The sequence below is a fragment of the Halalkalicoccus paucihalophilus genome (assembly GCF_001593955.1).
Taxonomy (GTDB): Archaea; Halobacteriota; Halobacteria; order Halobacteriales; family Halalkalicoccaceae; genus Halalkalicoccus; species Halalkalicoccus paucihalophilus.
In genome coordinates this window covers 133,377-153,713 of the sequence record NZ_LTAZ01000012.1, presented here as the reverse complement: position 1 = coordinate 153,713, position 20,337 = coordinate 133,377, and the positions used below count along the sequence as shown (strand labels likewise).

Below are 20,337 nucleotides of genomic sequence, written 5' to 3'. Positions count from 1 at the left end.
GATTTCTAATCAGGATGTGACGACGATACTCCGCAGGCGTTCCGCAAGCGACCCATCAATCCATTCACGATATCGCTAAAATACTACCAATAACGTGGGCCTTGGGCCAACAACATAGTACGAAAGACAGATGATGACGGCGGTAACAAGATCCTTTGTATCCCGGTCATTCATCAGAAATATCCAATTTCTGGGGACGCTGTATCCCTCTCTACTCACTCGCTTCGCTCGGCCGTTGAGGAAGGGGGTATAGCGCCTGCATTTAGCTAAAGTCATGGCTCTCTTCCCGACTTTTTGTAGGGAGACTGATTGCTCACAACGTCATAGCTGTCTATTATATGTGTAGTCAGAATAGATTCTCACAATTTAAATAAATATCTGAAGAATATTAGTAATAAACACAATAATAGTAAGAATACGAAATTAAATGACGAAGAATACATCTTCTGGCTCCAGAGAGACGTACCCACCGACAAGAAAGTATTTTACAGCTGTACACTACTTTCTCTATCTGATTCATTTTTCGTGTTTTATATCATTACATATCACATAATTAAATCATATCTCTCAATCTGTCGAGTTATATATCAGCAAATAGATGGTAGTGGAACTAGCGCTCTTATCTGGATTCACATGCCAGAGCGCAGGAGATCTCATGCGAGCCGACGAACATATCTCGGAACAATTGCTGGCGTAGCTCTTACACCAGTACTTGCTGCAACCGCAAGCGCAGACGAAGAGGTGGATTGTCCGAGGAAATCAGTCGAAGACGAGGAATCAGATGAGGTAGATAAAACGGAGGGAGAAAGCGGAGCTGAAGGAGACGAAAATACTGAGGAAAGTGAGAGTTCCCCGGACTATTCAACTGTCGTCGATATCGTTGAGGCCGGCGCTGATAACAGTGGTAACACCTCGATTACATCCGTTCTCAATGACGTTGCAGATGATGATACGCTGATCCAATTCCCAGAAGGAACGTATCTTGTCGACGGGACCTTACGGATTACTGATTACAGTAAGTTCGGAATGACCGGAAGTGAGGCGACGATTGATGTTGCACCGACCGACTCCTATGTGTTCAAACTCGGAACGTATCAAAGTCCGATCGACGATCTTCATGTCGAAGGACTCACGTTCGATATTTCCGGTTCGAATACTGGTGGACGAGCTTTAGAGCTTCAAGCGAACGACCGACTCGAGGCGCGTAATATCGCTTTTGTTGGCCAACACGATACGCCGAGCAAAGGGCCGATGCTCGTGGGTCTCCACACGAACGTTGGGAGTGGTATCGTCGAGAATATCGATCTATCTGACGGCGGAGTAGATGCGAGTGGCGGCAATGGTGGGACGGGACTCCTCGTGAGCACGTATCATCAAGGCACAGTAACGATCCGCAACGCACAGATCGGTCCGTTCCCCGATAACGGTCTGTACGTTTCGGGTAGCGGAGGACAGGTCAACGTCGAAGGCGGCACGTTCAAGAATGCGAATGTTGCGGGCGTTCGTCTGGAAGGTGATGGCAGCACTATTGATGGCGCACAATTCATTGTCGATGAATCGATCGATGGGTTCGGTTCGCAGCGACCGATTCGACTCGATGAAGGCTCGAACCTCGAGGTTCGTAATGTCGATATCGAGATGGATGCGTCCGTTACGGAGGCGATTCGTGTACTGCCGGATGTGGAGTCGGCGACGATCTCGAACGTCTCGATGGACTTGAGCAATCAAGTCCGGGACGGTATCGCGGTGACGGAAGGCGCAGGTTCAGTTGATGTCGATGGTCTCAATATAGATGGAAACCCCCGATACGAGGTCTTCGAATACTGACTGACGAAAGACGGCAGACGACGTTCGTCAACTGCCACGGGTCAGTGACCCATGGCTTAGACGCGACCTCACCGCGGCGTGCCCACCTCGCATGGTGGGTGTTCACGGGTCGGCGATCCGTCTTTTGGGGCCTGTTGACGGAGGTCCGTACCCGGAGACAACTGTTGGCTTCCGAGCCCTGTCTATTTGTAGGGACCGCCGAACGAAAATCTGCCGGCTAATCAGCAGATGACGGCCGTTCTCCCCGGTCGAGTGACCCGGGGAGAACGGCCTGTTCTTTCTTTGAAACCGCAGATAGACTTTTGGTTCGCGATTGTTGTCACGAACTCATTCTTCGTGAGTTCTCGCCATTAGACAACCATTCGACGGTGTTCGATCGTCCCGTCTGACCCAATACTCGAGTGTACCAAACTTCTCCATCGTGCCCTTCTCCTCTGCTTTTATTCAGGACAGAAACCAGTCTTGTACGGATTAGACTCTCTAGCTCACAAAAAGGGAGAAACAGATAAGCACTTGCTGACGATGGAGGCTACTTGTAAAGGAGTCCGATATGCATTACTGTGCAGATTGCGACTGGCGACCACGCACTGACCGTGATAGCGACCTCACCCAAGACGAGCGTAATTTCCAAGTCATCAGCCATCACTGTGAAACCGGACATACTGTCCTTGAGAAAGCGCCTCCTGACGAGACCACCTTCATGGATCACTAGGCGCTTACCCCCACCTACTCCCGATCAGGCGTAAGGAGAGACGTCCATCGATGTAGGTACGAGCTGATACTAGTACCCATTTTTATCCTTTCGTGTCGCTCAATATACACCGGAGGAAGAAATATGCCTAATAAGATTGCAGAATCGCCAGTAAGACTGGATCCAATTTGGAGGCAGCAGTGACGGAGAGGAACCCTGTTAGTCCAATAACGCTCTCGCTTGAGACGATCTTCGAGCTTCTGAGTGAGCGCCGAAGACGATACACACTCTACGCCCTCTACGAGACAGAAAATGACGGTATTTATCTCGATGAACCCGCCTCTCACGTCGCACAGTTAGAAGCGCCAGACGATCAGTCGTCTACCGAGCCTGTCGAACCCTATCTGCAAGAGCAGTGTCTTCCAACACTCGCTGACGCAAACGTCATCAACTACGATCCGCGAACGAATGCCGTTCATTACTGGCAAAACCCGTCGCTTGAGGAATGGGTTGAGCATGCAGCGTTTAAAGAAAACAAACTCGACTGGTAGCCACGTCGAGAACCAGACGTCACTCTCTCAGTCCGTTCGTCGTTTGTTCAGCCTACCAGATGCGCCAAACGTACTCACCTTATAGCTCAGAACAAACAATCTGATTTGAAGAGCAATTCCACAGGTAGCACACCTTCACGTATTCGACTACGACTCGCGAGCGCAGCTCGTCTGTGATCCTTACCAGCTACTGCGTGAAGAATATGCTGAGCATGTTGCGCACTCAGAATCATTCGACAAATAGTTTACAAACACCTCTTTTCCCTTCAGACTACGGTCAACTATTTTCAAATTCTTTAGGATTAATAATGATAATAGATATACGACTTATTCAATTGCTACTCTCTTCTCACTATCTATTCATGAGCTGACGGGCTCTAGTGGGCAGATTGCGTGAGTTCAAGAATAGCCGATAGAATGTATCAACACTTGTATTGTCATTCCTTTGTCTAATTTCTAGATGATGTAATCACACACAAACTTAACACGATGCTTCGTGAAGTATAACCCGCCATGTCAGAGGCACAAGCAGCCCCGGCGATTAACCAGCGTACCGCACACGAGTTGACCGCCTTCCAGCAGAACATCCTCACGATCCTCAGCGAGGAACCGATGTATGGGCTCGCGATCAAACGCGAACTCGAAGAGTATTACAACAGCGAGATCAATCACGGGCGATTGTACCCGAATCTCGACGACCTCATCACGGACGGATTGCTCGAAAAAAGTGAGCTCGATAAGCGCACGAACCAATACGAATTGACCGAGGAGGGCTATGAACTTCTCCTGGGCGACTTAGACTGGCAGTTTTCGAAACTCGTCACAGATGAGGAGCGCGCTGCGGACATTCAGGCATTGATCAGCTAATACCACCACCACAGATCGATCCGCACCGACCTGCAATTACGTTTTGCAGAGAGACATCGAGTTCCAACAGTGCGCATCGTCTCGAATCATGCTCGAGACAGTTGAACCGGTTTACACAGTCTATGGAAGCCAGTTCTATGGATTCGAAGTACTCTCTGTGATCGTGTCTCTCTCTCTTGACGCGGTCAGCCTTGTGCAACAAATTGCTTCTTGGATACAGGATATTGCACAAGGCAGATCTTTTTGAGGAGTAACCACTCTCTGTTTGTTCAACGGATACATCCCTTACCATCAGCTGATATCGTGTCTCTCTTGATACTGCTGGTAGCAGGCCTTCTCCACAGTTCGGAGATTGAACTCACCTGGATTTCGGTCACGAAGTACAGTGAGGAGTCGCGGGTTAGTCAGAACGTCGCAGTGCTCGGTCGTTACCGAGGAGGGCTATATTTACTTACAACGTCCGTAGCCGTCTTCAGTGGAATTGTCTTTAGGCACGATCACGACATTATTGTCTATCTCATGGTACCACCAGTGCTGTCTCTCTTTTCACTGGTGGGTCGAAATGATGACCGAGCCATTGAACAGGTATCTATTCACTCCGGGGAGAGTTATACCGGTGCCAATCGGAGTGAAAGAATATCACCGTCGATCAACCTGTGGGATTTCCTCCTCTAACTGCACATTCAAGGTCGTAGCTACCATACCCGCAACCGGTACTCACTCTGCTCATGTCATCGTCTTCGACCGCTCGGATCGCGTGTGCATCACCACCGTTCGTTGAGCAAGCGACTCCGGGCGAGCTCGACGATTGGCTTTCGTACGTCGATCCCCACCTCATTCTCCTCACCGGCTCATCATCATCACCCCGCGCCGCAAGCACGCTCCGGCGCTGTACCGGGTCGAATACAGTAGTCTTTCATCCTGCTGGGCGCGCTCCCTCGAACGGTCCCTGTCGAGTCAACGGTGTTCAGTTCCTCTTAGCGCCGACATGGACTTCCCTTGACGACCTTTCCATGTATGAAAGCAACACTCTCGACCCGAGTACGCCGACATACGTTCTCAGTAATTTGCTGGAGCTGAACGTCGATACGACGACGCTTTCGACGACACTTCTCGGGTACGACGCCTACAGTAGTCAATTCGCACACGATGATGTCGCTCGGACATATTGTCATATCTCCTCGCAGCTACCAACTGGGTATCGCCGTGAGTGGGGTGGCCTCGAAATCATCGGCGGCGGTGTCGAAGCCGGCTATGCAGGATCGCCACTAGTTACGCTCTCGTGCCGGACTGATGGGCAGGTGCTTACCGAACGACTTCAGCCGACCAGTCTCGGACTACAGGCACTCACTGGCGTCGGTCGCACGCGGGCACGGCAACTTCGCGATGCTGGATTCACATCACGAGAGCGGATCGCTACAACCGATATCGCCACGCTTGCAGCGGTTCGTGGCTTCGGACGGTTGACTGCAGAACGCGTCCAGCAGAGTGCGCAAGCTATCGCCAACAACGAGGTCGTTCGTACCACCGAGAAACCTCTTCCGAGTGGCAAGCCCGTGTATATCGACATCGAAACTGATGGCCTGTCGCCCACAATCACGTGGCTGATCGGTGTTCTCGACGGATCCTCTGCCGACGGAGAGTACCTCTCGTTCCTGCAGACGGACCCGGATGAACCGGCAGGTGCACTCGAGGAATTCATGCACTGGTATACAACGACTGCGAGCCATCGCCCCCTCGTTGCGTATAACGGGTGGCAGTTCGACTTCGATGTCATTCAGGATCACATCATCGAGTACTGTCCACAGTACGAGACCGATTGGACCAGCATTTATCGGTTTGACCCTTATCAGTGGGCCGTCAAGGACGGTAACGCGATCCTTCCCGGTCGTACAAACAAGCTAGAGGACGTGGCGACCGCGCTTGGATATGAGCCCATGGCCGAAGAGATAACCGGTGAAATGGTCGCTCGGATCTACCAGCAGTGGATGACGAATCAATCGTCGGCCACTGAACCCGAATGGAATACGTTCGAAATCTATTGTGAGGACGATGTTCGAGGGCTTGCGACAGTTTATGAGGCACTCAAGGCGAGTAGTCGGATTGTTTCTACTGACGCACCCTCACGCGATACTGGAGCCTCAACGACTCAGGGGCAACTGTCTGACTGGTGACGACGTTAGTATGAGCTCGGATTCAAACACCTCGGATTCACCGATCACAGCACAGGCGCTCGAACGAACAGTCCCTCGCTACGAGGGACAACTAAAGCACGCCGAGATTATCTCAGCGGAAGATGGCAAGTACGTCGATTCACGAACGGTCCTCCGGGGTGACCTCGCTGTCCGGTTCAGCGAAGCGATCGGGGACCTGTTTACACACCAGGCACGGGCTCTTGACCAGCTCGCGGCCGGGAACAATGTCTGTGTCACGACCGCTACTGCATCCGGGAAAACGTACGTCTATGCACTCCAGATCGCTCGGAACTACCTTTCTGATCCGGGGTCGACGGCATTATTACTCTATCCGACGAAAGCACTCTCACGCGATCAGGAACAAGCCCTCACCGAGTTCTTCGCTGTGCTCGGACTGGATCTCGCCGTGGCAGTGTATGATGGAGACACTCCACAAGACCGCCGCAGGCATATCCGCGAGACGGCCGACGTCATTATCACGAACTTCTCCGGCGTCAACGCCTACCTCGGGCACCATACTCGCTGGTCATCGTTCTTCTCGAGCTGTGCTACCATCGCGATAGACGAGTCCCATACATACACTGGTGTCCACGGGATGCACGTCGCGTGGACGATCCGCCGGCTTCGAAGAATTCTCGCCCATTATGGAAGTGATCCACAACTGGTCTGTACCTCCGCGACGATCGGTAATCCCACTGAACACGCCGAACGGCTCACCGGAAAACCGTTCACGGTCGTCGACGAAGACGGGTCACCGCGGGGCAAACGCGAGATCGTATTCTGGAAACCACCGCTTGATGAGGCGGTACTTGAGGCGGACGCGACCTTCGAGGATTTCCGGAACGCACAGACGAACCCTGTACGTGAGGCAGGCTCTCTGCTCGCTCATTTCGGGCTGCATGGTCTCCAGTCGCTTGTTTTCACCAGAAGCCGGAAGAACGCGGAGCTGGGTGCGAAATACGCGACTGATGCTGCAGGTACCCACCCCCGGTCTGGACAGCTACGAGCAAAACCGTACCACGCGGGGCTGGGCAAAGAGACGCGTCGTAACACGGAGTATCAGTTCAAAAACGGGCAGTTAGACGGGTTGACATCGACGAATGCACTGGAGTTAGGGATCGATATCGGGTCGATGGATACGACAGTTCTCACGGGGTATCCAGGAACGCGTCAGTCGTTCTGGCAACAAGTCGGACGTTCGGGTCGGGGTGATAGTGATGCACTTTCGGTGTTCATTGCTCGAGCCGATGCTATCGATCAGTACATTCTCGACCACCCAGAGTACGTTCTCAAGGACGGTGTCGAGGAGGCTGTGATCGGTTTAGAGAACAATCCCGTGTACGCACAACACGTTCTGTGTGCTGCACACGAGCAGCCGCTAGAGGATGCTGATCGAGAATGGTTCGATGGAGAGCGCCTCGATCGGGCTGTCGGGATGTGGTCGGATGCTGGGAAGCTTACCGGTGACCTCTCTCGGAGTGTGCGGTATATGGGGTCGCCACGCCCGCAATCGGAGATATCGATGTATGCCACGTCGAACACACAGTTCGATGTGCGGTGTCCCGACGGCGAGATCGACATGGAGCCGGTCGATCGAGAGCGAGCGTATCGCGATCATCATGAAGGGGCGCTGTTCCTCCATAGCGGTGCACAGTACGAAGTCATCGAGTTCGAAGAGGACCGTCCGAACCCATATATCGCTGTTCGAGAAGTGCAAACGAATGAGTATACGGAAACGAGCTCCGAGAAGACGATTCGTGATTTAGAGTCCGAGGCGACACGCGATCTCGGTGATGGGTATCAGTTATCGTGGGGGACGGGTATAATCGAAATACACTACACACATCATCAGCGTAAGGACATTCGGACCGGCGAAACGACGACTTCGTTACAGCCGACTGGCCTTCCGCCGCTTGAACTCAATACGCATCTTGTTTGGATCGAATTACCGCCATCGATCGAGACGACCATCCTTGAAGAGGCTACCAACATGGATCCAGCGTCGCTGTCGGACGGAGAGCGTATGGAGGTGTTCGGCGGTGGGTTGCACGGAGCGGAACACGGCATGATCAAACTCACTCCGTTGGAACTCCGAATGGACAAATCGGATCTCGGTGGATTGAGTACGCCGAGGCACGCCGTGACCGACGTTCCAACCTGGTTCATTCATGATGCCGTTGAGGGAGGTCTCGGGTTCAGTAAACGAATTTACGACCAGTTCGGCACGATCGCTGAGCGAACTCGCGAACGGGTCGCTTCCTGTGAGTGTACCGGGACGAACGGGTGTCCGGCATGTATCATGGATTCTCAATGCAGGAATCAAAACCAGTATTTACACACTGAAGCGACAGTCCATGTCTTGGAGACAGTGCTTGAGCAGCTCGGGTAATTTATCGAATGGAGCCTGGTGACGGGGATATCCGAGGGTATCAGCAGTTCCGATTGTTTTTGTGCTCCTGTCTTCATGTCAGAATTCCTGAAGCCACTATTACCGTGTGACATCCTCCCGTCCCTAAAGGCGCGGGCCTCCCACGTCCGCCAAAAGGGCGGTTCATTGAGATGTTTACGGTTACCGGTCCGACGAACCGGAGGCGGTGCCACACCGCCGTTACTCCTATCCTGCACAGGATTCGGAGTTACGTGGTTGTTTTCTGTCGGCCTGCGTTCCCGAGGGCTTACTTATTTGATGGGGCAAACACCGAGTCAACTCCCAATTTTCGGGATGTCGAGACCAAACGGGAAGTCGTTTCGTCGACGGATGGATATACGTCCGTAGGGCACCTAAGCCTCCCCATTCGGGCGTTTGAACGGATGATGACGGCGATTCAGCCACGCCGTAAACGGCGTGGTATTTTCGCCTGCAATCTCTATAATCGGTGGTGATCCGTGGCTTGAGGATCCGGACGCTGGTTCGTCGGGATTTCTCGACGCGAGTTTGCTGGAGCTGCTAACCCAACGGTTGCAATCTTTCTCTGCCGAGAGAATAGCAGTCCCTTTCTCGAGGAGAACACTGCCGGGAATTCGTCGCTGTTGGGCAGAATCCAGAGTATGCTGGACTGTATATCACCGGTGATAATGGGCCGTCACGTACGTTGCACGCGTCAAATAGATCGTGCCGGCGAGCGAAGCGACATTGTCACGCTCACTTGCGTCCTATACGGGCGATCAGGCAACGTTTCATCAGAACAACCGTGTCATTGTGTTTGAGCCTGAATCGTTCACTGTGCTGTCCGCTCTAATTTTGCTGGCAACGTGTGTTCCATACGGGTTGCGGTAGACGAACCTCGAATCGTTCCGGACAGCCGAGACGACAGACGATATCCACATCGCCGGGGCGACTATATCTTGCTACCAGTCCTTCACCCCACCATGGACCCACGAATTACTGTGATTACGCTAGGGGTCAGCGACCTCGAAACGTCACTCGAATTTTACCGCGATGGCTTAGGTTGGTCGACGGAAGGAATCATCGGCACAGAATTTGAAGGAGGAGCCGTTGCCTTCTTCCCGTTATCGAACGGCCTGCAGCTCGCTCTCTACCCAAAACGACAAATCGCGGAAGATGCGAACGTGGAGGAAACTGCGCCCAGTCCTGCGGAGTTTACCCTGGGTCATAACGTTAAGTCGAAAGAAGCAGTCGATTCCGTACTAAAAACAGCGGACGAAGCAGGGGCAGATGTCACTGACCCACCGCGTGACCGTGAGTGGGGCGGGTATTCGGGTCACTTCTTGGACCCAGATGATCACGTATGGGAAGTCGTGTGGAATCCACAATTTGAAATTAAAGAATAAGCCGGTCTACTGAGCAACTGGTTCATCGGCTTCGGCGTGAAACTAGCAGAGTCGCTGTCCTGAGTTCATCCTCTGTATGCAGCACCCTATTCCTATCATGATCTGCGAATTGCAACAGAGTACTGATTGTACCAGCTGCAGCTGTGTGGAAAGACTCTCCTCTCTTGACGTGGTCAGCCTTGTGCAACACCTCGCATCCAAGGACGTCGTGTTGCACAAGGGAGACTGTCTTTGAGGAGCGAGCACTCTCTATTAGCTCTACTCAACGGATACGCTCTTCATCGACGACCGACATCGTCTATTGGTCGATACTGCTGGTAGGACGCCGTCTCGACAGTCCGGAGATCGAACCCACCTGGATTCCGTTCACAGAGTGCAGTGAGGAGTCGCGGCTAGTCAGAAAGTCGTAGTGCTCGGTCCTCACCAAAGAGAGCTGCAATCATGTATTGATCACCGATTGCGTAGTTCATCGGATCGTGAAACGCGAGAACGACTGTTGCAATCGCAGGCCCAATACCGGAGGTGAATTTGCCTTCAGCACATTGCTTCGGTTAATTCGCGGTCGTCGAGGTCCCAGTAGTGAGCGATGTCGCCGAGCAAGGCATCAATGGTATCACACTCGTAGCACCGACAGTCTTCGTGTTTTGCATTCGTGAGTGCGCGAACGATCAGTAGCCAATCTTCGAACAGCCATTCGTCAGGGGCTCCGGCGGGCATACGCCCTAGTGAATCCGTCTTCTGATATAAACTCTTAGGCAGGTTGGAGTACCGTCCTACCCATTCAGCCAACGGATGACAGACCCCTCTGATGGGATCTTACGTACACTCTTTTTAGGGTGAGGAATCAGCCTGGAAGGAGCCGATCATTATCTCAACCGACAGTAGGTACGCCGCTAACACTTCTACTAGAAATTGCCAACTATTGACAAACAATGCCTATTTCACACAATTATCGACCGGATGATCTTCGCTTCTGCCCGGCGAAGATGATTCCCAATCGTCCCTCGTGAAAGCCCAAGTTCGGTAGCTAAATCACGCTGCGTAACACGGCGAGGGATATCATAGTATCCTGCGGCGAGTGCTATCTGGAGGATTTCTTTTTGCCGATCAGTGAGTTGCCCTACTGGGTCACCTATGTTCAGCTGATACTCTCCTGCGCGTTCAAGAGTGATATCTATCTCATCAGGGAAACCAGCGATCAGTTGCTGAAGGGCTGTGTTTTCACCAAAGAGCGTGACTTCTAGTCCGTCAGTGGTCTCTCTCATCGGCCAGTCGATGCTGATAGCTTCGGTATCAATACGCTTGAGAAGGGTCTTTTCGACGTTGGTAGGCTCGTAGTGCATATATGCCAGCCATGTCTCACCACCTGTTACAGTGCACGAGATGATCTCCGGAATCTCGTCTTCTATCGTTGCGAGCTGATCAGCATCGCCTCTAAACTGTGCGACTCCAACAACAGATTCGTCATCAAGAAGATTGATATACTGTATCGCTTCCTGTGTCGCTACGAGTGTGTCATTAATCCAGACCTCTCTTGGATCACTGATACCTCTTTGCATCTGTTGATCGTTGTTTGATCGTATGTAGTCTTCTAAGGATATGACGACGGTTATATATCTCATCATCGTCACTCTTCACGTCCTCGGTCGTACTATTCGGTCCAGCTCGCATTGTAGTCCAAAATGAAGCACTGTTGCCGCGATCATACAGGGTGTGATATTATAGCCAGAGATAAATGTAGGGTGCATGCTCGGCGTTAAACCCGAGGAGACATGGCTCCTCTTCTTCTCTGATGGAGAATCGAAATATCTTCACATGGAACACGAAAGCGATCGTAATGACGATCTTCGGCGCTATGATTGTGCTGTTGCTCGGACGCTCGATTGGACGTGGACGTACTCACCGCCGAGATCCGGCGATGGAATAGCACTATAGACGCCAACGCTCGTCGCGATGAGTGTGTCGTCTGGCATTCGAATATAGTGGGTCGGGCCATTGGCTGCGAAACTTGCACCCACATATCCATCGTGCGAGTATACGACAGGCCGACCCGTACCAGTCGGTGGGTTCCAATCGTGGCGGACGTATCCCCATTCTTTTTTCGCGAACGTGTCGTCGTAGTCGATGTCTCCATCTGCTTCTGAATAGAGCCGATTCGGCTCAGCACCGACGGCGCCACTACTCGCGATTCCGGCTGTTCCGATCCCAATCGATTTCAGAAGCTGTCTCCGCCTCATGAGAACAATACCCATACTAGGATATTAAATATTTTACTATTATTTATAAAATTATATATTACCGAATAATTGACACATTTATTCAGGTTATCGATGATGAACTTCCTTCAAGGTTACAGTTCGAACAACTCCTCGCCAGGCGCGAGATGTTCCCCGACCGTATCGGGATCAAGCGTGACGCCGATACCAGGCTTCTCAGGCACTTGGATCACGCCGTCTTGGATAACGTCTTCGTCCTCGGTATGTATGTCGTCCCACCATGGCACTTCACGGGCGTGCCACTCAAGCGCGAATGCGTTAGGAACGGTGGCACAGACGTGGACGCTCGCCATCGTTCCAATGGGGCTCGATATGTTGTGCGGCGCGATAGGCACATCGAATGCATCAGCCACGGCCGCGATCTTCCGGAACTCAAGCAGCCCGCCGCACTTTTGGATATCTGGCGCGGCGATATCGAGCGCCTGCTGAGTGAAAAAGGGAAGAAAGTCCTCGACACGGGTGAGGTTCTCGCCTGCTAGGATGGGCGTCGACGTGCTCTTGACCACCTTGTGGTGGGTCTCGGCGCTCTCCGGCGGTACCGGGTCCTCAAGCCAGTCGAGGTCGTACTCCTCGACCTCTTGAGCAACCTTGGTCGCAGTCTCCACCGAGAAGTTCCAGTGGAGGTCAAATCCAAGGGTGGGCTCGTAACCGATCTCCTCGCGCACCGCGCGCACGATGTCGACCTTGTGTTGAATCGCAGGGCGGGACAGCCGTCGCGTCGCGGTGTCGGCTTCCTCGACTTTCACATCAAGGTCGAACTTCAGTGCATCGAATCCCTCGTTGACGACCTCGCGCGCTGCCTGAGCGTATGACTCAGGCGAGTACACGTCGCGTGGGTCCACTGATGTGGCTTCCGCCAGGTTCTCGCCGGCGTGGCAGTCAGCGTAGATCTGGACCTCGTCGCGATACTTCCCACCGAGCAGCTGGTACACTGGAAGTCCGGTGAGCTTACCTGCAATGTCCCAGAGTGCGATTTCGATTCCTGATACTGCCGCTTGGGAATACCCAGTCGATCCGCCCAAGCCCGAGAGCAGTTGTGTCATGTGCTCCACCAAGCGGTCGATATCGAACGGGTTCTGTCCGACGAGGCCAGGTTTGAGGAACTCGACGTACTCGCCGGCCGGACCAGGAAACGCCTCCCCCAACCCATAGACATCGGCGTCGGTTTCGACCTTCATGAGTACCCACGGGAAGTTGCCCTCTACGACTGCAGTTTTGATATCCGTGATCTCCACGTCGCGTTCGGGCGCGCGGCGCTGATCCGTCTTGCGTAGGTCGCGCCACCCAATACCACCAATCATGTCCGCCACGAGCTGGCGGTACTTTGAGTCATCTGTCATAGGTATCGATCCGAAACCCACGATGGCAAAGGAGTTTGCGTATCGGCAAGTTCCTGCTGATCACTCTTCTCAGTCATTGCTGTTACCCCGTTTCTCGACCTTGACCATACGAATCGTCACCGACGTCACCGGATTCGATTGTTTCGCCATTCGGTCGTGTGGTGCTGCTCTGAACAGTATGCCATCTCGGTTTACCGATCTTCTCGATTCTTCCCGCCTTGGCGATTCGGACGGACCAGAAGAAGACGCTGGCAGAGCAAAACGGAACGACCGTTGAGTCATTGTTCGAGAATCGGCTTGCAGTGTGTTTCCGAATTCTTGGCTACACTGTCGAGGACCTTGAGCAAGGAAGTGGGCGCAATCCGGATGGGATTTTCACCTACCGGGGGAACGACAGCAGTTACGCTGTTATCTACAATGCTAAATCGAGTGCTGAGCCCTATCGATTACGGTCGGGAGCTGAACGGCAATTCGAGGATTCCATCCATCAGCATATCGGTGAGCTTCAACGGCGAGGCTTCGATAACACTATTTCGCCGTTATCTCGGGGTCGTTCATTGATGAGACTCGTGAAGCAATCGTGGGCTGAAGATCCGGACGCCGATTCGCAAGGTCGGTTGCGCGAGGCTAACGCCGTTATTGAGCTGCTTGAAAACTCCCTTCGAGATCCAGAGTTTCGGCTTGGTCCTGGTGGGTATCAGGGTGTTGGATTGCAGGATTTCTTTGTCGAGAGCGGAGTTCTTACTGAGGCCGACGTTCGGGAAGAGCTTGGGTTGTGAGGAGCTGCGGCAGTTCTCTGAGACAAAACCCAATCATGGAGTGAAAGGACCACACAGCAAGCCGTATAGAGCCTACTTAAGGATAGGAATTGGTTTGCGGTCTTGAGAGATCATTATTTCTTTATCGATGGTCCTGGGTCTATCGATAGAAAAGACTACAAACCTTTTCTCCCTAGCTAGGACCGCAAGGTAACCCCTGAACCTTGCATGACCATGAGCGGAAGGGAAGGCTGTGGTGTGTCAGAGGCACCTCCCCTTTGGGCGCTATCAACGCCCAGTGGCAGTAATCAATTGATGTGTGAAAGAAGAAGGGTTGATAATACAACCCCTTTTTTACCGAGTTCGATGTAGCCATTGGGTTTAGATACTGGGAGGCAATTATATTCCTCCTCATAGAGCCAACAGTTGGCCCTACAAGAAGAATTAGTTCGCCATGATAGAAAAGGACATGAGATGGACGAGTATCCATTGACGTGCCAGTGAGAGGCCAGAGAAGGCAAACAATGGGACAGTACCACTAAGGAGTTTCTGAGAAATAGCGATGATGAATAGCTGATGAAAAATTATTTTATAATTCCGAACAAAATGAAGCAGAAAGTTTAATTTTTTGCGGTAAGTTCCGATAACACTATCTTTAATGGTGGTTAGTGAGTGGGAACAGTCACGTCATATGACACAACGCAATAGGAACAAGTCAGAGGAGAGGAAACCAACCCGACGAACGGTACTGAAAACGGGGCTTGCGGTCTCAGCAGCTGCTGTGGGGATTTCATCGTCGGGAATTGGGTTAGCTCAATCTGAGATGGACCTGTCTCTTGAGGTGGATGCTGAGGCAGAGACAGTCACGATTACGAACAATGGGGAGAGTGAGGTCGACCTAACTGGTTATCAAATCAACTTCGAAGCGGGTACGGATAGCGAGGTCAATCAGATTCGAACGCTGTCCGGCGAGGTTGTTATTGGAGCTGGAGAGTCTGTGACAGTTGCAGCGGGTGGTGGTGAGAGCGGTGATGTCTCTCTGGAGGACCCATATGAGGGTGAGGTGCTGAATAATGAGAACCCGGACGTGGTGGCACTGCTCTCGCCGGAGGACGAAGAAGTTGCCCGTTCAGATGAGAGCGGGGACTCGGACGATGATGATAATGAAGGCGGAGATGACAATGAGGAGAAAGAGACGTATACACTGACTGCTTCTGTCATCGAATCCGAAGACAATGGAATCATCAGTGCTGATGTAACAGTTGATGGTGAAACGAAGACAACATCACCCCAGGGCAAGGACGATAACAGCAAAACTCTTGCGACCTTCGAACTCGAAAATGGGACGTATACGGCCTCAGCAACGTATGATGTCCCGGACGAAACGTGGGAATCCGACGAGGAAGAAGTCGAGATTGATGGTGAAGACGAAACCGTATCACTAACGGTGTATCCACCGGATGCGGATGAAAGCGAGGACAACGATTCGGATGACTCTGATGAGTCCGATGATGGAACAAGTGATAATTCGGATGAGCAATCGAATGACGAAGAAGACGAGTCGGTGGATGACGACTGCCCGGAAGAGGAACCAGAACCCGAGCCGGAGGATGACTGTCCTGAGAAAGAACCTGAGCCGGAGCCTGAGAACGACTGTCCGGACGAATAGAGAGTAATCAACGAATCGTCGCCAACCTCTTTTTTATTTCTCGACAGCGGCAAAAGCTGGGTGCAGAATTTTTCTGTGGAATTTTGAATTCGGATTCTCGGCAAAACGGCCATACTATAGTCTATGTACGGACAGTAGGTGCATAGTCCCCCAGATACCAAATTCCGGCCGAGTGCTCGAAATACGCGCTCCATGTAAAAAGGGAAAGCCTACAAATTGTTCTGACCTAGTTGTGACTGCAAGGTTTCATGCCTTGCAAGGAGGGGGAAGTGGTGATGTGTCAGAGGCACCCTCCCCCTCCTGGGACGCAGGCAGCGTCCAACTGAAATATTCAATTGAACCGTGAAGAGAGTTTGGGCCATTATCAATTCTTGGCTATCAATCTCATTCGAATAAAGTCCAAATGTTTATAGAAACAACAGCTTGCCGTTCAAACAGGATTAGTCTAGCATGGACTCAGACAAAACACTGGGGTTTCATATATGTGTTCGATCCGCTCTGTAGTCTCAATCTCAGTTTGACTTCTCTGGGTCATCGACGAGCTGATACAAGCCACTCCCGTGGATTTTTTCAACATGACCCGCGGCAACAAGGATGTTAAGACGATTATGGACAGTTTGTTTTGATATACTCGTCCAATCTGTAAGTGCAGCAGGTGTGCAACGGCCTTTACGAAGCTCTTCTAAAATTTCTCGATCACTCTGTTGAAGATCCTCTGCATTCATTTATACTACCCATATTCACGACCTTCTGCATAGTGATAACGCATCTATATTCTTATTCTACTATTAGACCATGCTAATAGCATTGACCAATAGTAAAAGTTAAGAAGCTATCTACTCATGTCTAAGTAGGAAGCACGGTATCGCCAATGAGGAGAATTGGCCCGGTGGTGGAGCACCGGACCGCGCTTCTCAACCCGTGAGAAGCAATGAGCACTAGCAACTCACCCCCAGAAAACAGTATCGCCTCCGAACAACCAAACCAAATCACCGGCCCCTACCGGGAACCCCCAACGGTCTCCAACGCCACCACCTACTGGCGCTGCGAAGCCTGCGAACGCGAATCCATCCGCGAGCAGGATCTCCACCGCGAGGCCTTCCACGCCGACGAGTGTGAGGTGGCCGACCGATGCTGACCGAAATCAGCACCAACGTTACCCAACTATTCGCCGGCGCGCGACTCTCGAAAACCAATCCCGATTGCACCGCCTGCAACCGAACGCTCAGAGAAGGCGAACAGGTCACAATCTACGCCGCCCGCGAAGAAGACGTCCCCTCGTTCGCGATCGAACGCCTGCATTGTCGAGAGTGCACCCACGAGGAACTCACCAACCCGACGCGGGGCTTGAGCGAACACCTCCTCCGGAGTCGACTCAGCCGAACGCTGGACGTTCGCACCCAACGGGAGTTCCAGACACTCGGCGCCATCCAGACGCTCGACGCAAGCGCCCCGAGCCAGGGCAGCACCGAAGCCCACAGCGAAGAACCCCCGACAGCGCTTCTCCGAGACACCCACATTCAGAACCCCGCCAGTGCCGTCTATCACATCGATAACGGCGAGGGCCACCCACTGTGCAACTGCCAAACGAACGCCCAATACACGCCGGTCCCACTCGCCGAAGCCGAGGCGAGTACGGCCCGACGTTGTGAGAACTGCCAGATCGCCCGCCAAGGCGAACAGGCCACCAAGCCCTGCCCGCACTGTAACGCGCCGGTTGGGATGAGCGCGTGGCCCCAACACGTCCGGGCCTGTACAGGTGATCCGACCGACGCCGCCGAGGAGACCGATCCCGACGGCGACCCCGCGATCACCAATACCGATACTCAGCGCGCCACGAGCCCGGCTACCCGCACGGGCGCTCGTACACCGCTCCACCAGCACCAGGAGTAACCCGCGCCAGCAATGGGCGGGCTTTCGCACAGCGCCAGCGACACACGCCTACCGAGAGGCCTGCCTCTAGCACCCTTTATCCCGAGTGTAGGTACGCCGCCGAGCCACGCCGTCGAAACGCTTGCCAGCCACGAGACGGGCCCTGTGATCGTCTCACCATCATCCTGTTTCCAATGAGCGACACTACAACGACCGAGAGCACCGCCACTGACCAGCCTGCGACGACCGACAACCCAACCCTCGAATCCGTTTCCGAACAACTCGAAGCGCTCACCGATCGCGTCGCAGAACTCCAGGCCAAAGTCGAACGCAAGGACGACCGGATCGACGAACTCGAAGCGAAGCTCACCGAGTACAAGCGTTTTGCTGGCTCGGAGTTCGCCGACGTTCGCGGGCGGATTACCGACGTCGAAGACCAGACCCAGGAGCTCGAGACAACGCTTCAGGAAACGCCCACAGAGACCACCGCCGCCGAGGAGAACGGAGCCTCCCAGACCACGACCACAGAGACGCCATTAGAGCGGATCTGTACGTTCCCCGAGCATATCGCCGACCGGGAGCTTACGACGAATCAGCAACGCGCTCGGTTCATTGCTCGGGACGTACAGGACTACGCCGAGAAGGCACCTGCTGGGCTCGTGCTTGATAGCCAGACGATCGCGAAGGTCATCACCGCCGCCGAAGGGTCGAAGCCACATACGCAAACTGTGGCCCGCGTCATGGACTTCCTCGACAAACTTGGGAAAGACGAGGTTGAGCAGACGAAACAACGTGGGAAGAAACTCGTCGTTATCGACGAGGAAGCAGCCGACCGCTATCACGATCGTTGTGATCGGGATATTGAGCAACCCCCTACAGAGAGCGTGATGTCCTAACAACGGGACAACAACAAGGAGCATAGTCGACGACAACTACCCCGGGCAAGCCCTCCTCACCTAGTCACAACTCCGAGCAGCCTTCTTCCAATATTGTAGTAGAGAGAGTAGAAACGGTTTTGCTGGTTCTACTTTGGACGTATATCACACCACGGTGTGATTAGAAACAGACGGTTCGTCTACTGCTCTCCTTCTTGCTCGTCATCGATTTGGTGATCTACTGACTCGTCGTATTTCTTCAGCACCAGATCGAAGTAGCCGTCAGTTATTAACCGCGGGTTCTGCACTCTGTGGAAATCGTCACAGACGAACTGAGTCGAGAGCCACACCCGCCCAGCGGCTACGACAGAAGCTGAGACTACAGTAGGTTTCGCCGCTCTCAGCGGTGTAGTGGTTACTACTGTGATTGCTTATCGAGTTCAATGTCAATTCGGTCATGGAGTGCTGCATCTCGATTCCTGAGATGATCCGGAGAGCGGTCATTGTGCACGGCGAGCACCTCGGACACGATACTCATCGCGATTTGATACGGTGCACCACTCCCTATATCCAGCCCAATCGGTGTGTAGACGTTCGATAATTCCGTCTCGGTAAACGTTCGACCCTCGTCGGCGAACGCCTCGAGCATCTCCTCGAAGCGTTTGTGCGGCCCCATTAGGCCAATATATGGAACAGGTGACTGCACGAGTTCCTCGAGGGCAAGCCGGTCGTCGACGAAGTTGTGGCTCATCACGACAGCGTAGGTCCGCTCATCCAACTCGAGTGCATTGCGGATTTGTGCAGGAGACGACGAGATGACACGGTTCGCATCCGGAAACTGATCGCCCGTTGTGGCGGCGCTCCGAAATCCGACGACAGTCACTCGAAAGTCGGCCAGCCTCGCCAGTTTGACGACGGGTGTAACGTCGTGTCCCGTCCCGAAGACCACGAGCTCCGGCGGCGCGGCGATACCATTACAGAAGAGCGTAACCGCTGATCCCGAAATGTCGATGGTGACCGGTTCCGCGTTTCCGGCTGTTGCGAGCGTCGATGCCGGGTCCTTGAGATGATTCAGTACGTCGTCGGGCCACGCCCCAACTAGATCGTGGAACTCGCTGGTATCATCGTGGTAGTACGTACGGTCACCGCGGGCGAACGTCTCGGTCTCGCTATCGAGAACCGTGATTACCGTCCCGTTTTCGCCGTCCTCGAACGCTCTCAGTGCGGGCTCGAACGTGTCGGTAAGCGGCTCAAGGAGGATATCGATCACACCGTTACAGCCGATGCCGAGCCCCCACACATCATCATCGCCACTCAGGTCGAATCGTTCGACGCGGGACTCTCCTGATTCGAGGACGGCCGTCGCTAGCGAGCGAACTTCATTCTCGAGACAGCCTGCCGTGAGACTCCCGACGCCGTTGCCGTCGCTATCGATGAGCATCTTCGTTCCCGGTCGGCGATACGCACTTCCCTTCACCCGGACGATCGTCGCGAGGACCGCTTGCCGATCCGATCGGCAAGCGTCGTGGATTGCCCCGAGAACGTCGGTTTCGGGAATACTCCACTCTTGAGAGGACATACCGTGTGTTGGTCACTTACACAATTATACCTTCTTGTCAGAGGG

General features: G+C 53.2%; 16 protein-coding genes and 1 pseudogene. 12 read left to right on the top strand and 5 right to left on the bottom strand.

The features are described from left to right. The first annotated feature begins 633 nt into the window (after window positions 1–633). The 7 genes and pseudogenes from HAPAU_RS15235 (at window position 634) to HAPAU_RS15210 (ending at window position 9,923) form a co-directional block, all read left to right on the top strand. Entirely contained in the window at window positions 634–1,827 is a 1,194-nt protein-coding gene (locus HAPAU_RS15235; protein ID WP_245634165.1) for a glycoside hydrolase family 55 protein, read from the top strand. Between the two features lie 879 nt (window positions 1,828–2,706). Next, window positions 2,707–3,069: a DUF7344 domain-containing protein gene (locus HAPAU_RS20015; protein ID WP_084383787.1), complete on the top strand. Its 363-nt coding sequence runs from the start codon at window positions 2,707–2,709 to the stop codon at window positions 3,067–3,069. A gap of 513 nt (window positions 3,070–3,582) precedes the next feature. Beyond that, window positions 3,583–3,936, top strand: a complete 354-nt coding sequence (locus tag HAPAU_RS15225) for a PadR family transcriptional regulator (protein WP_066384516.1) — start codon at window positions 3,583–3,585, stop codon at window positions 3,934–3,936. A 728-nt stretch (window positions 3,937–4,664) separates the two neighbouring features. Further along, a pseudogene (locus tag HAPAU_RS22985) lies at window positions 4,665–5,420 on the top strand (helix-hairpin-helix domain-containing protein); the annotation flags it as partial. Window positions 5,421–5,492: 72 nt separating this feature from the next. Then, a complete protein-coding gene (locus HAPAU_RS22385) occupies window positions 5,493–6,110 on the top strand; it encodes a ribonuclease H-like domain-containing protein (RefSeq protein ID WP_245634164.1) in 618 nt (205 codons plus the stop codon). 10 nt (window positions 6,111–6,120) lie between these two features. Beyond that, the gene (locus HAPAU_RS15215) at window positions 6,121–8,520 is read left to right on the top strand and encodes a DEAD/DEAH box helicase (protein WP_066384507.1); all 2,400 of its coding nucleotides are present in this window, start codon (window positions 6,121–6,123) and stop codon (window positions 8,518–8,520) included. Between the two features lie 980 nt (window positions 8,521–9,500). Then, the gene (locus tag HAPAU_RS15210; RefSeq protein ID WP_066384504.1) at window positions 9,501–9,923 is read left to right on the top strand and encodes a VOC family protein; all 423 of its coding nucleotides are present in this window, start codon (window positions 9,501–9,503) and stop codon (window positions 9,921–9,923) included. A 534-nt stretch (window positions 9,924–10,457) separates the two neighbouring features. On the opposite strand, the gene HAPAU_RS15205 is transcribed toward HAPAU_RS15210, so the two are convergent. From HAPAU_RS15205 to HAPAU_RS15195, 3 genes are all read right to left on the bottom strand, one after another. Further along, window positions 10,458–10,640: a hypothetical protein gene (locus tag HAPAU_RS15205; RefSeq protein ID WP_066384501.1), complete on the bottom strand. Its 183-nt coding sequence runs from the start codon at window positions 10,638–10,640 to the stop codon at window positions 10,458–10,460. 224 nt (window positions 10,641–10,864) lie between these two features. Next, window positions 10,865–11,548, bottom strand: coding sequence for a helix-turn-helix domain-containing protein (locus HAPAU_RS15200; protein WP_245634172.1), 684 nt, complete (start codon window positions 11,546–11,548; stop codon window positions 10,865–10,867). A gap of 725 nt (window positions 11,549–12,273) precedes the next feature. Then, the gene (locus HAPAU_RS15195) at window positions 12,274–13,539 is read right to left on the bottom strand and encodes a mandelate racemase/muconate lactonizing enzyme family protein (RefSeq protein ID WP_084383785.1); all 1,266 of its coding nucleotides are present in this window, start codon (window positions 13,537–13,539) and stop codon (window positions 12,274–12,276) included. Between the two features lie 218 nt (window positions 13,540–13,757). Between HAPAU_RS15195 and HAPAU_RS15190 the strand changes: the two genes are divergently transcribed. Both HAPAU_RS15190 and HAPAU_RS15185 read left to right on the top strand, forming a co-directional pair. Next, window positions 13,758–14,318 (top strand): hypothetical protein, encoded by a 561-nt coding sequence (locus HAPAU_RS15190; RefSeq protein ID WP_066384499.1) that lies wholly within the window; start codon window positions 13,758–13,760, stop codon window positions 14,316–14,318. A gap of 670 nt (window positions 14,319–14,988) precedes the next feature. Further along, a complete protein-coding gene (locus HAPAU_RS15185; RefSeq protein ID WP_169802668.1) occupies window positions 14,989–15,966 on the top strand; it encodes a lamin tail domain-containing protein in 978 nt (325 codons plus the stop codon). A gap of 512 nt (window positions 15,967–16,478) precedes the next feature. Here the strand turns inward: HAPAU_RS15185 and HAPAU_RS20000 are convergent. Further along, entirely contained in the window at window positions 16,479–16,691 is a 213-nt protein-coding gene (locus tag HAPAU_RS20000) for a winged helix-turn-helix domain-containing protein (protein WP_084383783.1), read from the bottom strand. A gap of 206 nt (window positions 16,692–16,897) precedes the next feature. Here HAPAU_RS20000 and HAPAU_RS15180 point away from each other — a divergent pair, with 206 nt between their 5' ends. The 3 genes from HAPAU_RS15180 (at window position 16,898) to HAPAU_RS15170 (ending at window position 18,734) form a co-directional block, all read left to right on the top strand. Further along, complete coding sequence (locus tag HAPAU_RS15180) at window positions 16,898–17,104, top strand: hypothetical protein (protein ID WP_066384495.1); 207 nt, start codon at window positions 16,898–16,900, stop codon at window positions 17,102–17,104. Further along, window positions 17,098–17,859, top strand: a complete 762-nt coding sequence (locus tag HAPAU_RS15175) for a hypothetical protein (protein ID WP_066384493.1) — start codon at window positions 17,098–17,100, stop codon at window positions 17,857–17,859. Before HAPAU_RS15180 ends, HAPAU_RS15175 begins: the two co-directional genes overlap by 7 nt. 173 nt (window positions 17,860–18,032) lie before the next feature. Further along, the gene (locus HAPAU_RS15170) at window positions 18,033–18,734 is read left to right on the top strand and encodes a hypothetical protein (RefSeq protein WP_066384490.1); all 702 of its coding nucleotides are present in this window, start codon (window positions 18,033–18,035) and stop codon (window positions 18,732–18,734) included. A 397-nt stretch (window positions 18,735–19,131) separates the two neighbouring features. On the opposite strand, the gene HAPAU_RS15165 is transcribed toward HAPAU_RS15170, so the two are convergent. Further along, window positions 19,132–20,292, bottom strand: a complete 1,161-nt coding sequence (locus tag HAPAU_RS15165; protein WP_066384486.1) for an XdhC family protein — start codon at window positions 20,290–20,292, stop codon at window positions 19,132–19,134. Between the last annotated feature and the right edge of the window lie 45 nt (window positions 20,293–20,337).

What these genes read in the sequence shown, in the direction of transcription:
- HAPAU_RS15200 (WP_245634172.1), bottom strand. Translation starts at nt 11,548, where the DNA reads ATGATGAGATATATAACCGTCGTCATATCCTTAGAAGACTACATACGA.
- HAPAU_RS15210 (WP_066384504.1), top strand. Translation starts at nt 9,501, where the DNA reads ATGGACCCACGAATTACTGTGATTACGCTAGGGGTCAGCGACCTCGAA.
- HAPAU_RS15180 (WP_066384495.1), top strand. Translation starts at nt 16,898, where the DNA reads ATGAGCACTAGCAACTCACCCCCAGAAAACAGTATCGCCTCCGAACAA.
- HAPAU_RS15205 (WP_066384501.1), bottom strand. Translation starts at nt 10,640, where the DNA reads ATGCCCGCCGGAGCCCCTGACGAATGGCTGTTCGAAGATTGGCTACTG.
- HAPAU_RS15235 (WP_245634165.1), top strand. Translation starts at nt 634, where the DNA reads ATGCCAGAGCGCAGGAGATCTCATGCGAGCCGACGAACATATCTCGGA.
- HAPAU_RS15215 (WP_066384507.1), top strand. Translation starts at nt 6,121, where the DNA reads ATGAGCTCGGATTCAAACACCTCGGATTCACCGATCACAGCACAGGCG.
- HAPAU_RS20000 (WP_084383783.1), bottom strand. Translation starts at nt 16,691, where the DNA reads ATGAATGCAGAGGATCTTCAACAGAGTGATCGAGAAATTTTAGAAGAG.
- HAPAU_RS15175 (WP_066384493.1), top strand. Translation starts at nt 17,098, where the DNA reads ATGCTGACCGAAATCAGCACCAACGTTACCCAACTATTCGCCGGCGCG.
- HAPAU_RS15185 (WP_169802668.1), top strand. Translation starts at nt 14,989, where the DNA reads ATGACACAACGCAATAGGAACAAGTCAGAGGAGAGGAAACCAACCCGA.
- HAPAU_RS15170 (WP_066384490.1), top strand. Translation starts at nt 18,033, where the DNA reads ATGAGCGACACTACAACGACCGAGAGCACCGCCACTGACCAGCCTGCG.
- HAPAU_RS15165 (WP_066384486.1), bottom strand. Translation starts at nt 20,292, where the DNA reads ATGTCCTCTCAAGAGTGGAGTATTCCCGAAACCGACGTTCTCGGGGCA.
- HAPAU_RS15195 (WP_084383785.1), bottom strand. Translation starts at nt 13,539, where the DNA reads ATGACAGATGACTCAAAGTACCGCCAGCTCGTGGCGGACATGATTGGT.
- HAPAU_RS15225 (WP_066384516.1), top strand. Translation starts at nt 3,583, where the DNA reads ATGTCAGAGGCACAAGCAGCCCCGGCGATTAACCAGCGTACCGCACAC.